The following is an 18,146-nucleotide window of genomic DNA, read 5'->3' on the forward strand; positions in this document are numbered from 1 at the left end:
GCGACTCGGTTTACAGCTCTACCACCACAGCCTGAGCAGCACGGGTCGCCTTGGCGCGTGCAGTTTCAATCGACTCATCCCGCGCCAGCGCCACGCCCATGCGGCGCTGGCCGTTGACTTCAGGCTTGCCGAACAGACGCAGCGCCGTATCCGGTTCGCTCAGCGCAGCGCCGAGATTGGCGAATGCGGTCTGGGTCGACTGGCCTTCCACCAGTATCACCGCCGAAGCCGAAGGGCCGAACTGACGGATCAACGGAATCGGCAGTCCCAGAATCGCCCGGGCGTGCAGGGCGAATTGCGACAGATCCTGGGAAATCAGCGTCACCAGACCCGTGTCATGCGGGCGCGGCGACACTTCGCTGAACCACACCTGATCGCCCTTGATGAACAGCTCGACGCCGAACATGCCACGACCGCCCAGCGCTTCGGTCACCGCTTTGGCAACACGCTCGGACTCGGCCAATGCAACCGGGCTCATGGCCTGTGGCTGCCAGGATTCCTGATAATCGCCCTTCTCCTGACGATGACCGACCGGCGCGCAGAACGTGGTGCCGCCAATGTGGCGCACGGTCAGCAGAGTGATTTCGTAGTCGAAATCGATAAAGCCTTCAACGATGACGCGCCCCTTGCCGGCACGACCGCCCTCTTGCGCGTAGTCCCAGGCCTTTTGCACGTCATCGACGCTGCGCAGCAGGCTCTGGCCCTTGCCCGACGAACTCATGACCGGTTTGACTACGCACGGGAAGCCCAGATCCTCAACGGCTTTGCTGTAGTCCTCGAAGGTGTCGGCGAAGTGGTACGGCGAGGTCGGCAGATCCAGCTCTTCGGCAGCCAGGCGACGGATGCCTTCGCGGTTCATGGTCAGTTGCGCGGCGCGCGCGGTCGGGATCACGGTGAAGCCTTCGGCTTCCAGCTCAACCAGGGTCGCGGTGGCGATGGCTTCGATTTCCGGCACGATGAAGTGTGGCTTCTCGGCTTCGATCACGGCACGCAGCGCGGCGCCGTCGAGCATGTTGATGACGTGGCTGCGATGGGCAACCTGCATGGCCGGCGCATTGGCGTAACGGTCGACAGCGATGACTTCAACGCCCAGGCGTTGAAGCTCGATCACCACTTCCTTGCCCAACTCGCCACAGCCACACAGCAATACGCGGGTCGCGGTTGGCGACAATGGAGTTCCGATACGGGTCATCTGAAGGTCCTCAAGGAAGCGGATCATCGAGGAAAGCGGCGCCATGCACGCTTTCCATAGGGAGAAAGCGCGGCATTTTACATGAACCGCAGGGTTTGGCTTCAGCCAGCGACAGCCTGTTTGCGCACGCGCCAGGCCATGATCAGCCAGACGGCGGTAACACCGGCAAACTTCGAGGCCAGGGCGGTGATGATGACCGGCGGTGTCAGCAAGTCGATCATGCCGAAGAAAATGAAGGTGTCGAGCGGAATGCTCAGGGCCGAACTGATCCACAAACGGTCGTGCAGCGGGCGTTTGGTGATGCTGAATACCAGCCAGTCGATGCACTCGGAGACCGCGAACGCCGTGGCGCTGGCCAATGCGATGGACGGATCGGAAGTGACGTAAGACAACACCAGCGCCGCCAGCATTGCCACGATGGCGCCGTGGCCGAAACGGGTTTGCACCATGTCGCGCAGCACGAACACCAGCCCGCCCCAGGCCGACCAGATGATGTCCAGGTGGGGGGCGGTGGAGAAGGCGAAGTTGATCAGCACGACGCTGCTGATGTAGGAAATCAGGAAAATCATGGGGGCGGCCTGTCAGATTGGCGCACAGATTACGTTAGCCTGCGCAGAATCAAAAGATCGTCCGAACGCGGCCCGGGCCTTCGGACGATCTTTTGATCTTAAGACGACTTGGGCACCTTCCACACCATCCCACTCGCCTCCGCCCTCTCATGACACAACCCTAAAACTACACGGCGCTCTTCGTTGCTCATACGGCTCCAGCCCGTGATCTCTGCCACCGTGCGCTGACATCCGGTGCAGATATCATCGTCATCCAGCGCACAAATATTCACGCAGGGCGATTTCACCGGTTTCTCGCAATCGTTCATCCTTCCTGCTCGACCAGATCCCGCGCATAGCGCTGCGAGTTGTGCACATAGTGCGCGGCACTGGCTTCGAGCATTTTTTTCTGCGGCTCGGTCAGTTCACGCACGACCTTGCCGGGCGAGCCCATCACCAGCGAACCGTCAGGGATTTCCTTGCCTTCACCGATGAGCGAGTTGGCGCCGATGATGCAGTTTTTGCCAATCTTCGCGCCGTTGAGGATGACCGCGTTAATGCCGATCAGGCTGTAGTCGCCGACGGTGCAGCCATGGAGCATCGCGTTGTGGCCGATGGTCACGCCAGTGCCGATGGTCAGTGGATAGCCCATGTCGGTGTGCATGACCGTACCGTCCTGGACGTTGCTGTTCTTGCCGATCAGGATCAGTTCGTTGTCGCCGCGCAACACGGCGTTGAACCAGACGCTGGCGCCCTCTTCCAGTTTGACCTTGCCCACCAGCACGGCATTGGGCGCAACCCAGCTCTGTGGATGGGTGTCGACACGGGCGTCGCCCAAGCGGTATTTCATGACGGTTTCCTCAGGGCTTTCGATGTCGGCCATTCGAACGATGGCTTCAGGTGTTAATAAAGCTTTTCGGGGGATGGTGCAGGCTGATCTTCGCGTCATAGAGCAGGTTGATCAACTCGACAATCATGATCGCGGTCAGCCCCCAGATCTTGTATTCGCCAAACCGGTAACTGGGTACGTACCAACTGCGGCCCTGGTAGTCGATGCGATGGGTGTGCTCACGCGGATCCTTGCGGAAGAACTCCAGCGGCACGCTGAACACGGCGGCGATCTCGGCATCGTTGGGCTGGTATTCGACAAAGTCAGGAATCACCCCAACGTACGGTGTGACCTTGATGCCATGCAGTGAGATCAACGGACTGAGCGGCCCGATCACTTCGACCAGGCCGGGCGGCAGGCCAATTTCTTCTTCGGCTTCGCGCAGCGCGGTAAAGATCAAATCCGGATCTTCCGGATCGCGCCGCCCGCCAGGGAAAGCGACTTCACCGCCGTGGGTCGAGAGCCCGCTGGCGCGCAGGGTCAGGACAAGTTCCGGTTCGTCACTGCGGGTGATCGGCACCAGAACGGCGGCTTCCGGAAAACGTGCGTCGGTCTCCAGCGTGCGCGGTGTGTGATTGCTTACCCGATGCAGTAGCTCATCCAGCATGAGTGTTCTCGATCTGATCCTTGCCCTGCATCATGCACCAATCGCCGCGACCGCCCAAGCCCCCGGATCGTGGCGTGTCGCGAAACGACAACTTGCCGACCGGCACCGCCGCACGCCAAGATAGGCGCTGCATTCAGGAACCTCAGCATGAAATTTTGCAGCCAGTGCGGTAACCCGGTCACCCAGCGCATTCCCGAAGGCGATTCGCGACTGCGATTTGTCTGTGGCAGCTGTCAGACCATTCACTATCAAAACCCCAATATCGTCGCCGGTTGCGTGCCGACCTGGGGCGATAAAGTGTTGCTGTGCCGCCGCGCCATTGAGCCGCGCCTCGGTTACTGGACGCTGCCGGCAGGCTTCATGGAGAACGGCGAGACCATCGAGCAGGCCGCCATCCGCGAAACCGCCGAGGAAGCCTGTGCGCGGGTGCGCAACCTGAGCATCTATACCCTGATCGACGTGCCGCACATCAGCCAGGTGCATGTGTTCTTTCGCGCCGAACTGATTGATCCTGACTTTGCCGCCGGGCCGGAGAGCCTTGAAGTGCAACTATTCGACGAAGCGGACATTCCCTGGGACGAGCTGGCTTTCCGCACGGTGGGCCGCACTTTAGAATGCTTTTTTGCTGATCGGCGCGTTGAGGTTTATCCGGTTCGGTCGGAATCGATTCCGCCGTTGGTGCAGCCTGTGATTATTTGATCAAGACATCGGCCTGTTGGCCGACAAAAAGATCGTCCGAACGCGACCCGAGCCTTCGGCAGCTCCTACACTCTTCGCGTCAATCCTTGGGAATCGTTTCAATGCGCTGGTTGCTTGCCCTGTTTTGCCTGTCGTTCGTTACGTTCTCCCAGGCGTCTGCCGTGGAAACCCTGAACGGCAAAGTCATCGAGAAAGTTCTGGTTCTCAAATCGGCCCACCAATTGCAGTTGATCAACGACGGTAAGCCGCTAAGGACTTATCGGATCTCGCTGGGTCGGGGCGCGAAGAAAGGCCCGAAACTGATTGAAGGCGATAAACGCACACCCGAAGGTTTCTATTGGATCGACTGGCGCAAGACCAGTGACAAATTCAACCTGTCGATGCACATTTCCTACCCGAACATTAGCGATTCGGCCCGCGCCCGTCGTGAGGGTGTTGACCCTGGCGGGATGATCATGATTCATGGCACGCCGGACTCTGAAGAAAATCCCGAAGACCTGTTGCATACGCTGGACTGGACCGACGGCTGCATCGCCATGCGCAATATCGACATGCGCGAAGTGTGGGAACTGGTGCCGGACGGGACGATGATCGAGATTCGACCATAACGACCGACCGTTGGTCGTCCGCAAAAAAATAAATCAAAAGATCGCAGCCTGCGACAGTTCCTACAGAGGTGATACCACTCTCACCTGTAGGCGCTGCCGCAGGCTGCGATCTTTGCTTTTGAAATACCCACCGCTAATACCACTCCAGACCATCCTCTCTCAAAACCCTCGAAAACCGCCGTATTTACTGCCTCAAACGCCAATTCACTCCGTTGACATGGTATTCAAGTGGTATTAGGTTTCGCCTCACAAGCGGGCTACAACAAACCTACATCCGCATCGGACAAAACCTACATGATCGACATTCAGGCCCTACGTCCGAACGACACCCAGCCGACGCCGTTGTACCTGCAACTGGCGCGCAATCTGGAAGCGGCGATTCACGCCGGCCAGTGGAAAGCCGAACAGGCCATGCCGTCGGAACGAAGCCTCAGTGAGTTGCTCGGCATCTCCCGAGTCACCGCACGCAAAGCCTTGGAAGTCCTGCTGGAGCAAGGCCTGATCCGTCGTCTTCAGGGTTCCGGCACGTTCATCACCCCACGCCTCGAACAACCGCTGTCGCGACTGTCCGGTTTCAGCGAAATGCTTCGCTTGAAGGGTTTTGCGCCCAGTTCTCAATGGCTGGAACGCGACATCACGCTGCCAACCCACGAAGAACTGATCCGCCTAGGCCTATCGCCGAACGACAAAGTCGCGCGCATGAAACGCCTGCGCAAAGCCGATGACACGGTGATGGCTATCGAGATGAGCACCCTGCCCGCCTCGATCATGCCCAAGCCACAACAGGTCGGCGATTCCCTTTACGAATACCTCGACAGCATTGGCAAACCGATCGTCCGCGCCTTGCAGCACATCCAGGCGATCAATGCCTCGGACGAGTTCGCCGCGCTGGTCGGCATTGCGCCCGGCACTGCCATGCTGCTGATGACCCGGGTCGGCTACCTCGAAGACAACACGCCGATCGAGGTCACCGACACCTATTGCCGCAACGATTACTACGACTTTGTCGCAGAGCTGCGCCGCTAACCCGAGAACCCGAACATGTCCGAAGACAACATCCTCACCGCCCACGGCTGGATTCGTGGCCGGCTGATCCATGAATATGGCAGAGTCGTGTCGATTGAAGGCGTGCCTTGCGACCCGAGCGATAACGATCTGCCGTATTTGCTGCCGGGTTTCATCGACCTGCACGTTCATGGCGGTGGCGGCAAAGACATCATGGAAGGTGCAAGCGCCTTCGAAACCATCACCAAAACCCACGTGCGGTTCGGCACTACATCGCTGCTCGCCACCACCATGACCGCCCCGAGTGCGGAGATTTCCAGTGTCCTGAAAGCGGTCGGCGAATTTTGCGAACAGCGTCCGCGAGGCAACGCCCGGGTACTCGGCGTGCACCTCGAAGGCCCGTACATCAACCCCGGCAAACTCGGCGCACAACCGAACTTCGCCCACAGCGCGCTAATGGCGGAAGTCGAAGAATATCTGGCGCTGGCGCCGATCCGGGTGATCACTATTGCTCCGGAAATTGCCGGCCATGACGGGTTGATTCGCGAACTCAGCGGCCGTGGCATCCGCATGCAAATCGGCCACACCCTCGGCAGTTACGAGGAAGGCGTGGCTGCGCTGGAGGCCGGCGCCAGCAGTTTTACCCATCTGTACAACGCCATGAGCCCGCTGCATCACCGCGAGCCGGGGATCGTCGGCGCGGCACTGGCCCACGCCAAGTACGCCGAGCTGATTCCGGACTTGCTGCACGTACACCCCGGCGCGATTCGCGTGGCCCTGCGTTCGATTCCCTGCCTGTATTGCGTGACCGACTCGACCGCCGCCGCCGGCATGCCCGATGGTGAATACAAGCTCGGCAGCCACACCGTGACTAAATGCCTGGGCGGTGTGCGCCTGCCCGACGGCACTCTGGCCGGCAGCACCCTGACCATGGATCAGGCGCTGCGCAATCTGGTGAAGATCGGCTTGCCGATTGCCGAAGCCTCGCAACGTCTTTCGCAATTCCCCGCCGACTACCTCGGCATCACCGAACGCGGGCGCCTGGAACCTGGCGCCTGGGCCGACTGCGTGCGGCTCGATCGCTCACTGACACTGACCGCCGTCATGGTCGAAGGAGAAGACATTGACTTCAAAAATGCTTGAAGAGGCGTTGTCCTCGTTCGAGGCCGTGCAAGCCCAGTTGCAGCAGATCGACCCGCCAATGATCGAGATCGCCGGGCGCCTGCGCCGGCAGCCGCCGCAGGTGGCGATGACCGTCGCCCGTGGCAGCTCCGATCATGCGGCGAGCTATTTCGCGTACCTGACCATGCAGCAACTGGGCATTCCGGTGGCGTCGTTGCCGATGTCGGTGGTGACCATGCAACAGGCGCCGTTGAAGGTCAGCGGCCAGGTTGCGTTCGCGTTTTCGCAATCGGGGCAGAGCCCGGATCTGGTCAATAGCCTGCGCTTGTTGCGCAAACGCGGCGCCCTCAGCGTATCGATGGTCAACGCCGCCGATTCACCACTGGAAGCCGCGTGCGAATTCAGTCTGCCGCTGCTGGCGGGCACCGAAAGCAGCGTCGCCGCGACCAAAAGCTTCATCGCCACCCTCAGCGCCAGCGCACGGTTGATCGCACACTGGAAAGAGGACAGCGAATTGCTCGAAGCGGGCAACGCCCTGCCCCAAGGTTTGCGCGAGGCCGCGCAACAGGACTGGAGCGCGGCCATCGACGTTCTGCGCGATTGCGAGCGACTGATGGTGATCGGCCGTGGCGCCGGTTTTGCCATCGCTCAGGAAGCGGCATTGAAGTTCAAGGAAACCTCGGCGATTCAGGCCGAAGCGTTCAGCAGCGCCGAAGTCCGTCATGGCCCGATGGCGCTGATCGACGAGCATTACCCCTTGCTGGTCTTCGCCCCGCGCGGCGCAGAGCAGGCCGGTCTGTTGAGCCTGGCGGCAGAAATGCGCCAGCGCGGTGCCCGCGTGTTACTGGCTGCGCCGGATGACGTGCTCGAACGTGACCTGACACTGACCCGCGCCGAACACCCGGCGCTCGATCCAATTCTCGCGATTCAGAGTTTCTACGTGATGGCCGCCGGTTTGGCCGTGGCGCGCGGCATGGATCCGGATCAGCCAAGACACCTGAGCAAAGTCACCCGCACCCACTGAAAAACGGACGCGCCCCTGTGAATTTCATATGAGACCGAGCCATGCACAACAACAATAAAGAGCTGACCCTCAGCGCCCCGCTCAGCGGGCCGGTGCTGACGCTCGCCAACGTCCCGGATGCAGTGTTCGCCAGCGGTGCGATGGGCGACGGGATCGCCATCGACCCGATCAACGACACCCTGTATTCGCCGTGCGCCGGGGTGGTGATCCACGTCGCGCGTACCGGCCATGCATTGACCGTGCGCGCTGACAATGGCGCCGAATTGCTCCTGCATTTGGGCCTCGATACCGTTGAATTGCAGGGTGAAGGTTTCTCGATGCTGGTCAAGGAAGGCGCGCGGGTGAGCAGCGGCCAGCCGTTGTTGCGTTATGACCTGGACAAGGTTGGCCGACAATGCAAAAGCCTGGTCAGTCTGCTGATCCTCACCAACAGCAACGATTTTCAGGCCCGGCCGATCACGGTCAAATCGGTGAACGTCGGTGAGCCGCTGCTGCACATCGTCGCGCGTAACACGGCAGCAATGAAGTCCGAAGACATCAGCGGGCCATCAGTTCAAGGCTCAATGCGCGTCGCTCATCGCGGTGGTTTGCATGCCCGCCCTGCGGCGCTGATTCGCCAGACCGCACAAGGATTCAACAGTCAGTCACACCTGCATTTCGCCGGCAAATCCGCGCCGTGCAACAGCCTGATCGGGTTGATGGGGCTGGCGATTGGCGAGCAGGACGAAGTCTACGTCAGTTGCCAGGGCCCGGATGCCAACGCCGCGTTGCAAGCCTTGCTCGCCGCACTCGCCACCGCCCTGCCGGACGATCACCACGCTGCAGCGCCGGTCAACTTGGCTCCGCGCAACCGTTCGGTTGAAGCCGGTGTGTTGCAGGGTGTTTGCGCAGCGCCGGGATTGGTCGCCGGCCCGCTGTTTCGTTTGAACGAAATCAGCTTGCCGGCCGACGTTGGCAACCATGATTGCGCAGAACAACGGCAAATACTCGAAGCGGCGCTGATTGAGGTGCGTGGAGAAATCGACTGCACGCTCGCTCAAGCGAAAAAGCACAACAACGCCGACGAAGAAGCGATCTTCGCCGCGCACCTCGCCTTGCTCGAAGATCCGGCCTTGCTCGATGCCGCACACGACGCCATCGACCAAGGCACGGCAGCGACGCATGCCTGGAGCCAGTCGATCGACATCCAGTGCAACGTCTTGCAGCAAACCGGCAGCGCTCTGCTCGCCGAACGTGCCAACGATTTGCGCGATCTCAAGCAGCGGGTATTGCGTGCCTTGCTGGGTGAAGCCTGGCATTACGACGTGCCGACCGGCGCCATTGTGGCCGCCCATGAACTGACACCATCGGATCTGCTGCAACTCAGCGCCCAGGGTGTCGCCGGGTTGTGCATGGCCGAGGGCGGCGCGACCTCCCACGTCGCGATTCTGGCCCGGGGCAAAGGCTTGCCGTGCATTGTGGCGTTGGGCGCCGCGCTGCTCGATCAGGAGCAAGGTCAAGCGGTGGTGCTCGACGCCGATGGCGGTCGCCTCGAACTGACACCCAACGCGGAGCGCTTGGCCGACGTGCGCCAGGCACAAGTCGAACACCGGCAACGCCGCGCCGAACAACAAGCCCAGGCCCACACCCCGGCCGTGACCCGCGACGGCGTGCAAATCGATGTCGCCGCCAATGTTGCCTCCCGCCACGAAGCGGTGGATGCGCATGCCAACGGTGCCGATGGCGTAGGCCTGTTGCGCACCGAATTCCTCTTCGTCGACCGCCACACTGCGCCGGACGAGGACGAGCAACGTAGCGCCTATCAAGCCGTGCTCGATGAGATGGGCAACCAGCCGGTGATCATCCGCACCATCGACGTCGGCGGTGACAAGCAACTCGACTATTTGCCGCTGCCGGTTGAAGCGAACCCGGTGCTCGGCCTGCGCGGCATTCGCCTCGCTCAGGTGCGCCCGGAAATCCTCGATCAGCAACTTCGTGCCTTGTTGCGGGTCAGCCCGCTGCTGCGTTGCCGGATCCTGTTGCCGATGATCACCGAGGTCGATGAATTGCTGCACGTCCGCCAACGCGTTGAGATGCTGTGCCTTGAATTGGGCATTGAGGATCGCCCGGAAATCGGCGTGATGATCGAAGTCCCCGCTGCCGCGCTGCTGGCCGAACAACTGGCCGAGCACGCGGACTTTCTCTCCATCGGCACCAACGACTTGTCGCAATACACCCTGGCCATGGATCGCGACCACGCCGGCCTCGCCGCACGGGTCGACGCCCTGCATCCGGCGTTGCTGCGTTTGATCGCCATGACCTGCGAAGGCGCGGCCGTACACAAACGCTGGGTTGGCGTCTGCGGGGCGCTCGCTTCTGACACGTTGGCGACGCCTGTGCTGATCGGACTGGGCGTCACCGAACTGTCGGTGAGCCCGGTGCAGATCGGTGAAATCAAGGATCGCGTGCGCCACCTGAACGTCGCCGACTGCACGCGCCTGAGCCGCGACCTGCTCAAGCTGAACAGCGCGGCGGCGGTGCGCCACGCCTGCCATCAGCACTGGCCTTTGCGCTAATAACAACAAGAAGGAGTCTCGCCATGTATCAACTCTTCATCGAAGGCCTGCAACGCCTCGGCCGCGCACTGATGCTGCCGATCGCCATCCTGCCGATTGCCGGTCTGCTCCTGCGTCTGGGCGATACCGACCTTCTGAATATCGCAATCATCCACGATGCCGGCCAGGTGATTTTCGCCAACCTGGCGATGATCTTCGCCATCGGCATCGCCGTCGGATTTGCCAAAGACAACAACGGCACCGCAGGTCTGGCCGGAGTGATCGGTTACCTGGTGATGATCTCGACGCTGAAGGTGCTCGACTCAACGATCAACATGGGCATGCTCGCCGGGATCGTCAGCGGTCTGATGGCCGGCGCGCTGTACAACCGCTTCAAGGACATCAAGCTGCCGGAATACCTGGCGTTCTTCGGCGGCCGCCGCTTCGTGCCGATTGTCACTGGTTTTGCGGCAGTCGGCCTCGGCGTTGTGTTCGGCTACATCTGGCCGCCGATCCAGCAAGGCATCAACAGCTTCGGCGCCCTGATGATGGAAAGCGGCAGCCTCGGCGCGTTTGTGTTCGGCGTGTTCAACCGGCTGCTGATCGTCACCGGCCTGCACCACATCCTCAACAACATGGCGTGGTTCGTCTTCGGCAACTTCACCGACCCGACCACCGGAGCACTGGTTACCGGCGACCTGTCGCGCTACTTCGCCGGCGACCCGAAGGGCGGCCAGTTCATGACCGGCATGTTCCCGATGATGATTTTCGGCCTGCCCGCCGCGTGCCTGGCGATGTACCGCAACGCCCTGCCGGAACGCCGCAAAGTCATGGGCGGGATCTTCCTGTCGATGGCGCTGACGTCGTTCCTCACCGGCGTGACCGAACCGATAGAATTTGCCTTCATGTTCCTGGCGCCGCTGTTGTTTTTGCTGCATGCGTTGCTGACCGGGCTGTCGATGGCGATCACCAATGGCTTGAACATCCACTTGGGCTTCACGTTTTCAGGTGGTTTCATCGACATGGTGCTTGGCTGGGGCAAGTCCACCAATGGTTGGCTGGTGGTGCCGGTGGGCGTGGCGTACGCGGTCGTTTACTACTTTGTGTTTGATTTCTGCATCCGCCGCTTCAACCTGAAAACACCGGGGCGTGAAGACATCGTCGCGGGCGCGGAAAAATCCGTGGTCACCGAAAACGAACGCGCCGGGGCTTATATCAAGGCACTGGGTGGCGCGCAGAATCTGCTCACAGTGGGCGCCTGCACCACTCGGCTGCGACTGGAAATGGTTGATCGCAACAAGGCTTCGGACGCTGACCTGAAAGCGTTGGGTGCCATGGCCGTGGTTCGCCCGGGCAAGGGCGGCAGTTTGCAGGTTGTCGTGGGGCCGATGGCGGACAGCATTGCTGATGAAATTCGTCTGGCGATGCCAGCACTCGGAGTTATGACGATTCCTGCTGTAGCTGTTGAAGCGTCGAAACCCGAAATAGTCGCCGCACCCGAGGCCCAACAATGGCTGACAGCACTCGGCGGCGGCGACAACGTGCTGCAACTGGGTTGCATCGCCATGACCCGAGTTCGTCTGCAACTGGCGGATGGCAAAGCGATGTCCGAAGCACGGTTGAAAGAATTGGGGTGTCAGGGTGTCAGCCAGTTGGAAGATCGGGTCTGGCATCTGCTGGTGGGGGAAAAGGCTGAGAGCCTGAGCGGGGCGATTGAAGCGTTGGTCAATCGCAGTGAAGTCAGCGCGAAAGTGTAGAGAGCGCATAACGTGTAGGAGCTGCCGCAGGCTCGGGCCGCGTTCGGCCGCTCCTACAGAAACAAATACATACGGGGGTGATTTGAGTTGGTTTCACTGACTTAAAAAACCGGTTCAGCCGGGTTCTAGATACGCCCGCCTGGTTTAAGACACTCTCGAGCGTTGTTCTGCCTCGTAATGCCGAGTCTGGAAAGGCATGAGTTCCTGAACCTTCAATCCCAGACTTTCCTTCAAACCCCAGGCAACGGCCAACTCATCACGGCGATTACGCAGCGAAACCGCATGTTGCGGTATATCTTGCTTGACTGTGGACAGGGTGAACAACTGAAGCGCGTGAAACGTTTCCGACACTCGGTCATCCGATACACAGGCAAACCGAGTGAATCGTTCGAGCAGATAAGCCGCACGACGGAGCTCGATTTCATCGCTGTGAGACGTCAGAAACGTTTTAATCTCGTGTTCAAGATTCGAATTCGAATACCAGACCTCTTTCGCCGCGTTCACCAGCGCCACACCATCGGCTTGATCCAGAGGGCGACAGACCAACGCGTCCAATGCTGATGAGAGGACTTGACCATCAAAGGACTTTGACATCGGGTTCCTCCAAGTAGTCTCGTAAAATATTGGTTAGCACCGAGGTCGGTGATTCTTTGTTGCCAACATATATATCAATTGCCTGCAACGCCAGGCGACGGAAGTCATTGGTCAGAATGGAACCGGATCTGAGGAGCGCGTTGATATCCCCAATATCGTGATCGGTAGCCCTCCCGAGTTTGGAAATCGCGATATCGACCGGCGCTGCGATGTGAACATGGAGAGGCGACGTCGGCGCAAATTCCGGCAACGGCATACTTCGTGCCCAATAATCCTCATGAATCGGACCAAAACTTGTGTTGTATTGCAGGTCGTAGTTCAGCTCCATCATCCGAGCGGATCGCTCATCCATAAAGGGTTCCGGAACTTGTGCAAGCAACGCCTGAAGGTCGAACCCATTTGGAACACAAGCCTCGTAAATCTCGGCATCGACATCGATACCAGCGCCTGCCCCAGTGCAGTACTTGTATTGATGCGGGGCGTGATGACATCAAATAATTCCATTACGAACCTCAGCGTCCTATCAATTGCTTCAACGAAGAGCTGATCGCCACTTTCGGCGAGTTGTTCTGTCGCTTTATTGATAGCGACCCGACCAAGGTAGGGATGCAACTTCCTAGGGACAACCTGAAAGAGTGGTAGGAAAAATCTGGCAATTACTGACATTTAGAAAAGTTTCTGACGCGGAACACCCCAGCAGATTAGCGCCTGTGTTTGCACTCCATGCGGCTGGTAGACATTGGTCGGCAATAAAACCAGATCAAAAGATCGCAGCCTTCGGCATCTCCTACAGGGACAAGGTGCCCAGCAAGCCAGCACTCACAAGGAAAATGATCAGCTGAGCCCCGCGACCTCCGTCGCAGAGGCACAGGACTTCCAAATTTAAACATCAGCCCGGTACGACCGTGAAGGTTAGCGGCGGGGAAACCAAGCATTCGTTTTTCGCCGTAATCACATGCAAGCCAAAGGAAAGCCCGGTTAGCTGTAATACCCAAACGCCGTTAACCCCGGCAACCGCTGAACCCTTCGCCACGCCTCATCGATTAGAAAAGCATCAACATAGTTTTGTGTAGGGGCTCAGAGTCAAAAGATCGCAGCCTGCGGCAGCTCACAAAGCAAATTGAGGGCAACAAAAAACCCGCTGAAATTTCTTTCAGCGGGTTTCTTGCTTAGACGGCTATCAGAATTCTTCCAGCCGCCACACCTCATAAGCCGGCGTCTCGTAGGGATGGCTCAATTTGAGAGCGGCCACAACAGCCACAATCAACTCATCCGCCACCACAAGCTCAACCTTCCATTCCTCGACCTGCTCAACCTGCCCCGCCTCGCCAATGAACGGCTGACTGCCGTCCAGAGGTCGAAACTGACCAGAGCCAAGCACTTGCCACGCGCAGTGGTCATAGTCACCGATTCGCCCGCCACCGGCAGCAAACACAGCCTCTTTGACCACCTCGACGTGACTGTCGGGAACAAAAAAACCAAGCTTATACACAGGCCTTAGTTCACCCAGACGCGAGCATTACGGAACATACGCATCCACGGCGCGTCTTCGTTCCAGTCTTCCGAACGCCACGAGTTCTGCACGGCACGGAACACACGTTCCGGGTGCGGCATCATGATGGTCACGCGGCCGTCGCGGCTGGTGAGGCCGGTGATCCCGCGCGGCGAACCGTTCGGGTTGGCCGGATACTTCTCGGTGACCTTGCCATGGTTGTCGACAAAGCGCATCGCCACGCAACCGGACAGATCCGCTTCCAGCAGTGCTTCTTCGCTGGAAAACTCGGCATGGCCTTCACCGTGAGCGATGGCGATCGGCATGCGCGAACCGGCCATCCCTTGCAGGAAGATCGAGTTCGATTCCTGAACCTGAACCATCGCCACGCGCGCTTCGAACTGCTCGGAGCGGTTGCGCACGAAGTGTGGCCAGAACTCGCTGCCCGGGATCAGTTCGTGCAGGTTGGACATCATCTGGCAACCGTTGCAAACGCCGAGGGTGAAGCTGTCGTTGCGTTCGAAAAAGCCCTGGAACGCATCGCGGGCGCGGCTGTTGAACAGCGCCGACTTGGCCCAGCCTTCACCGGCGCCGAGGACGTCGCCGTAGGAGAAACCACCGCACGCCACCAGACCTTTGAACTCGTTCAGGTCGACACGGCCGGCAAGAATGTCGCTCATGTGCACGTCAATCGCGCTGAATCCGGCACGGTCGAACGCAGCCGCCATTTCCACCTGACCGTTGACGCCCTGCTCACGCAGCACGGCAACTTGTGGGCGGATGCCTTTCTTGATGTAAGGCGCCGCAACGTCGTGGTTGACGTCGTAGCTGAGCTTGACGCTCAGGCCCGGGTTATCTTCTTCCAGCAGCACGTCGAACTCTTGCTCGGCGCACTCGGCGTTATCACGCAGACGCTGGATCTGGTAGCTGGTCTCGGCCCACTGACGTTGCAGCAGACGACGCTGGCCTTCGAACACGGTGTCACCGTTGAAGGTGATGTTGATCTGGCCATTGTTGATCGGCTGACCGATCACCGACACGCAGTCGCCCAGACCGGCCGCGCTGAATTGCGCGAGGATGTCAGGCGTGGCGTCCTGGCGAACCTGGATCACGGCGCCCAGTTCTTCGTTGAACAGGATGGCGGCGATTTCAGCCGAGGACTCGGCAACGCTGTCCAGGTTCAAGCTCAGACCGCAGTGGCCGGCGAAGGCCATTTCCACCACGGAGGTCAACAGACCACCATCGGAACGATCGTGGTAAGCCAGCAGGTGACCGTCGGCGTTGAGGCCCTGGATCACGGCGAAGAAGGCTTTCAGGTCTTCGGCGTCATCGACATCCGGCGCATGCTTGCCGAGTTTGCCGTGGGTTTGCGCGAGGATCGAGGCCCCCATACGGTTCTGGCCACGACCGAGGTCGATCAGGATCAGGTCGGTGGTGCCCTTGTCCATGCGCAGCTCCGGGGTCAGGGTCTGACGGATGTCAGCCACTGGCGCGAAACCGGTCACGATCAGGGACATCGGCGAGGTGACGGTTTTGTCTTCGCCGTTATCGTTCCAGCGCGTGGCCATGGACATCGAGTCCTTGCCCACTGGGATGGTGATGCCCAGCTCAGGGCACAGTTCCATACCGACCGCTTTCACCGTGTCGTACAGGCGTGCGTCTTCGCCCGGGTGGCCGGCGGCGGACATCCAGTTCGCCGACAGTTTGATGTCGGAGATCTTGTTGATGCGCGACGCGGCAATGTTGGTCAGGGTTTCGCCGATGGCCATGCGGCCCGATGCCGGCGCGTCCAGCAATGCCAGCGGGGTGCGCTCGCCCATCGCCATGGCTTCACCGGTGTAGACGTCGAAACTGGTGGCGGTGACGGCAACGTCGGCCACCGGCACCTGCCACGGGCCGACCATTTGGTCACGGGCCACGAGGCCGGTGATGGTGCGGTCGCCGATGGTGATCAGGAAGCTTTTGCTCGCCACGGCCGGGTGGTGCAGGACCCGCTCGATGCTTTCGCCGATGTTAAGCGTGCTCGGGTCGAAGTCATCGCCCAGTTCAGCTTCGCGAACCACCGAACGGTGCATGCGCGGCGCCTTGCCCAGCAACACTTCCAGTGGCATGTCCACCGGGTTGTTGCCGAAATGGCTGTCGGTGACGGTCAGTTGCGGCTCGGCGGTGGCTTCACCGACGACGGCGAACGGGCAGCGCTCACGTTCGCAGATCGCCTGGAAGCGCTCGAAGTCAGCCGGGCCGACCGCCAGAACGTAACGTTCCTGGGATTCGTTGGACCAGATTTCGTGCGGGGCCATGCCCGGCTCGTCGTTTGGAATATTACGCAGTTCGAAACGGCCACCACGGTCGCCGTCGTTGACCAGTTCCGGGAAGGCGTTGGACAGACCGCCCGCGCCGACGTCGTGGATGAAGCTGATCGGGTTCTGGTCGCCCAGTTGCCAGCAACGGTCGATGACCTCCTGGCAGCGGCGCTCCATCTCAGGGTTTTCACGCTGTACGGAAGCGAAGTCCAGATCCGCCGAGCTGGTGCCGGTGGCCATGGACGAGGCCGCGCCGCCGCCCAGACCGATCAACATGGCCGGGCCGCCGAGGACGATCAGTTTGGAGCCAACGAGAATCTCGCCTTTCTTGACGTGTTCCTCGCGGATGTTACCCATGCCGCCGGCCAACATGATTGGCTTGTGGTAACCACGGACTTCATCACCGTGCGGGGTGGTGATCGACTGTTCGAAGGTACGGAAGTAACCCGTCAGGGCCGGACGACCGAATTCATTGTTGAACGCGGCGCCGCCGAGCGGGCCTTCGATCATGATGTCCAGTGCGGTGACGATGCGCTCAGGCTTGCCGTACGGCACTTCCCATGGCTGTTCGAAACCCGGGATTTGCAGGTTGGATACGGTGAAACCGGTCAGGCCAGCCTTTGGCTTGGCACCGCGACCGGTGGCACCTTCGTCGCGGATCTCGCCACCTGAACCGGTCGATGCGCCCGGGAACGGGGCGATCGCGGTCGGGTGGTTGTGGGTTTCAACCTTCATCAGGATGTGCACCGGCTCCTGCACCGCGCCATACTGGCGGGTTTCAGGGTTCGGGAAGAAACGGCCAGCGACGTTGCCGACGATCACCGAGGCGTTGTCCTTATAAGCCGACAGAACGCCTTCGCTGTGCATCACGTAAGTGTTCTTGATCATGCCGAACAGGCTTTTTTCCTGGCTCTGGCCGTCGATGTCCCAACTGGCGTTGAAAATCTTGTGGCGGCAGTGCTCGGAGTTCGCCTGGGCAAACATCATCAGTTCGATGTCGTGCGGGTTGCGCTTGAGACCGTTGAAGGCGTCGACCAGGTAGTCGATCTCGTCTTCCGCCAGAGCCAGGCCCAGCTCGGTGTTGGCTTTTTCCAGCGCGGCGCGGCCGCCACCGAGGATGTCGATGGCGGTCAGCGGCTTCGGCTCGGCATGGCTGAACAGACCGGCGGCCTGTTCGAGGTTGCCGAGGACGATCTGGGTCATGCGGTCATGCAGCACATCAGCAATCTGTTGCGCCTGGGCATCGCTGAACTGACCGGCCACGTAGAACGCAATGCCGCGTTCCAGCCGTTGGATCTTGCTCAGGCCGCAGTTACGGGCGATGTCACTGGCCTTGCTCGACCATGGCGAGATAGTGCCGAAACGCGGCAACACCAGGAACAGTCGGCCGGTCGGCTCTTGAACCGGAACGCTTGGACCGTACTTCAGAAGGCGCGCGAGCACCTGCTGTTCGTCGCCGGTCAGGACGCCGGTGACTTCGGCGAAGTGAGCGAATTCAGCATACAAGCCACTGACAGCCGGAACCTTCTGGCTCAGTTGCTCAAGGAGTTTGCTGTGGCGAAAGGCAGAAAGGGCAGGAGCGCCGCGCAGGATCAACATCTTCGGGACAGCCTCGGGAAGGGGTGTGCTTTGAGGCCGTGCATTCTAGCCTAAACCGCCCTCAACATCACCCGAAACGCTACGCACGGTTGCACCCGAAGGTCGATCAATGTTCCTGCCTTTCAGGTCAAATTCCGACCACAAAAGATCAGCGCTTATTTTTTCTGTCACAA

General features: G+C 60.2%; 17 protein-coding genes. 7 read left to right on the plus strand and 10 right to left on the minus strand.

The window, feature by feature from the left end; all coding sequences use genetic code 11:
• Positions 1-10 precede the first annotated feature (10 nt).
• The 6 genes from purT to GIW69_RS00225 form a co-directional block, all read right to left on the minus strand.
• The gene (purT, locus tag GIW69_RS00200; RefSeq protein WP_236480142.1) at positions 11-1,192 is read right to left on the minus strand and encodes a formate-dependent phosphoribosylglycinamide formyltransferase; all 1,182 of its coding nucleotides are present in this window, start codon (positions 1,190-1,192) and stop codon (positions 11-13) included.
• Positions 1,193-1,293: 101 nt separating this feature from the next.
• On the minus strand, positions 1,294-1,761 hold the full coding sequence (locus GIW69_RS00205; RefSeq protein ID WP_236480143.1) for a VUT family protein: 468 nt from the start codon (positions 1,759-1,761) through the stop codon (positions 1,294-1,296).
• 98 nt (positions 1,762-1,859) lie between these two features.
• Positions 1,860-2,069 carry a DUF1289 domain-containing protein gene (locus tag GIW69_RS00210; RefSeq protein ID WP_236480144.1) on the minus strand — a complete coding sequence of 70 codons (210 nt, stop codon included), beginning with the start codon at positions 2,067-2,069 and terminating at the stop codon, positions 1,860-1,862.
• Entirely contained in the window at positions 2,066-2,590 is a 525-nt protein-coding gene (locus tag GIW69_RS00215; protein WP_236480145.1) for a gamma carbonic anhydrase family protein, read from the minus strand. The genes GIW69_RS00210 and GIW69_RS00215 overlap by 4 nt, the downstream gene beginning before the upstream one ends.
• A 46-nt stretch (positions 2,591-2,636) precedes the next feature.
• Positions 2,637-3,236 (minus strand): CoA pyrophosphatase, encoded by a 600-nt coding sequence (locus GIW69_RS00220; RefSeq protein ID WP_236480146.1) that lies wholly within the window; start codon positions 3,234-3,236, stop codon positions 2,637-2,639.
• Positions 3,226-3,369: a hypothetical protein gene (locus GIW69_RS00225; protein WP_236480147.1), complete on the minus strand. Its 144-nt coding sequence runs from the start codon at positions 3,367-3,369 to the stop codon at positions 3,226-3,228. The genes GIW69_RS00220 and GIW69_RS00225 overlap by 11 nt, the downstream gene beginning before the upstream one ends.
• Positions 3,370-3,383: 14 nt before the next feature.
• Between GIW69_RS00225 and GIW69_RS00230 the strand changes: the two genes are divergently transcribed.
• The 7 genes from GIW69_RS00230 (at position 3,384) to nagE (ending at position 11,985) form a co-directional block, all read left to right on the plus strand.
• Complete coding sequence (locus GIW69_RS00230) at positions 3,384-3,935, plus strand: NUDIX hydrolase (RefSeq protein WP_236480148.1); 552 nt, start codon at positions 3,384-3,386, stop codon at positions 3,933-3,935.
• 101 nt (positions 3,936-4,036) lie between these two features.
• Complete coding sequence (locus tag GIW69_RS00235) at positions 4,037-4,543, plus strand: L,D-transpeptidase family protein (protein WP_236480149.1); 507 nt, start codon at positions 4,037-4,039, stop codon at positions 4,541-4,543.
• A 294-nt stretch (positions 4,544-4,837) separates the two neighbouring features.
• Positions 4,838-5,569, plus strand: a complete 732-nt coding sequence (locus GIW69_RS00240; protein WP_236480150.1) for a GntR family transcriptional regulator — start codon at positions 4,838-4,840, stop codon at positions 5,567-5,569.
• Between the two features lie 15 nt (positions 5,570-5,584).
• The gene (gene nagA / locus GIW69_RS00245) at positions 5,585-6,691 is read left to right on the plus strand and encodes an N-acetylglucosamine-6-phosphate deacetylase (protein ID WP_236480151.1); all 1,107 of its coding nucleotides are present in this window, start codon (positions 5,585-5,587) and stop codon (positions 6,689-6,691) included.
• Entirely contained in the window at positions 6,684-7,694 is a 1,011-nt protein-coding gene (locus tag GIW69_RS00250) for an SIS domain-containing protein (RefSeq protein ID WP_496570879.1), read from the plus strand. The genes nagA and GIW69_RS00250 overlap by 8 nt, the downstream gene beginning before the upstream one ends.
• Positions 7,695-7,735: 41 nt before the next feature.
• Positions 7,736-10,249: a phosphoenolpyruvate--protein phosphotransferase gene (gene ptsP, locus GIW69_RS00255; RefSeq protein ID WP_236480153.1), complete on the plus strand. Its 2,514-nt coding sequence runs from the start codon at positions 7,736-7,738 to the stop codon at positions 10,247-10,249.
• Positions 10,250-10,272: 23 nt separating this feature from the next.
• Positions 10,273-11,985, plus strand: coding sequence for an N-acetylglucosamine-specific PTS transporter subunit IIBC (nagE, locus tag GIW69_RS00260; RefSeq protein ID WP_236480154.1), 1,713 nt, complete (start codon positions 10,273-10,275; stop codon positions 11,983-11,985).
• A 144-nt stretch (positions 11,986-12,129) separates the two neighbouring features.
• Here the strand turns inward: nagE and GIW69_RS00265 are convergent, their stop codons facing one another.
• The 4 genes from GIW69_RS00265 to purL all read right to left on the minus strand — a co-directional run bounded on the left by GIW69_RS00265 (position 12,130) and on the right by purL (position 17,973).
• Positions 12,130-12,579 (minus strand): hypothetical protein, encoded by a 450-nt coding sequence (locus GIW69_RS00265; protein WP_236480155.1) that lies wholly within the window; start codon positions 12,577-12,579, stop codon positions 12,130-12,132.
• Positions 12,563-12,931 (minus strand): DUF6036 family nucleotidyltransferase, encoded by a 369-nt coding sequence (locus GIW69_RS00270; protein WP_236480156.1) that lies wholly within the window; start codon positions 12,929-12,931, stop codon positions 12,563-12,565. The genes GIW69_RS00265 and GIW69_RS00270 overlap by 17 nt, the downstream gene beginning before the upstream one ends.
• A gap of 828 nt (positions 12,932-13,759) precedes the next feature.
• Positions 13,760-14,071, minus strand: coding sequence for a Nif3-like dinuclear metal center hexameric protein (locus GIW69_RS00275; protein WP_236480157.1), 312 nt, complete (start codon positions 14,069-14,071; stop codon positions 13,760-13,762).
• A gap of 5 nt (positions 14,072-14,076) precedes the next feature.
• Positions 14,077-17,973, minus strand: a complete 3,897-nt coding sequence (gene purL, locus GIW69_RS00280; protein ID WP_236480158.1) for a phosphoribosylformylglycinamidine synthase — start codon at positions 17,971-17,973, stop codon at positions 14,077-14,079.
• Positions 17,974-18,146: the final 173 nt, after the last annotated feature.

Origin of the sequence: Pseudomonas syringae, assembly GCF_021605415.1 — a bacterium.
Taxonomy (GTDB): domain Bacteria; phylum Pseudomonadota; class Gammaproteobacteria; order Pseudomonadales; family Pseudomonadaceae; genus Aquipseudomonas; species Aquipseudomonas syringae_S.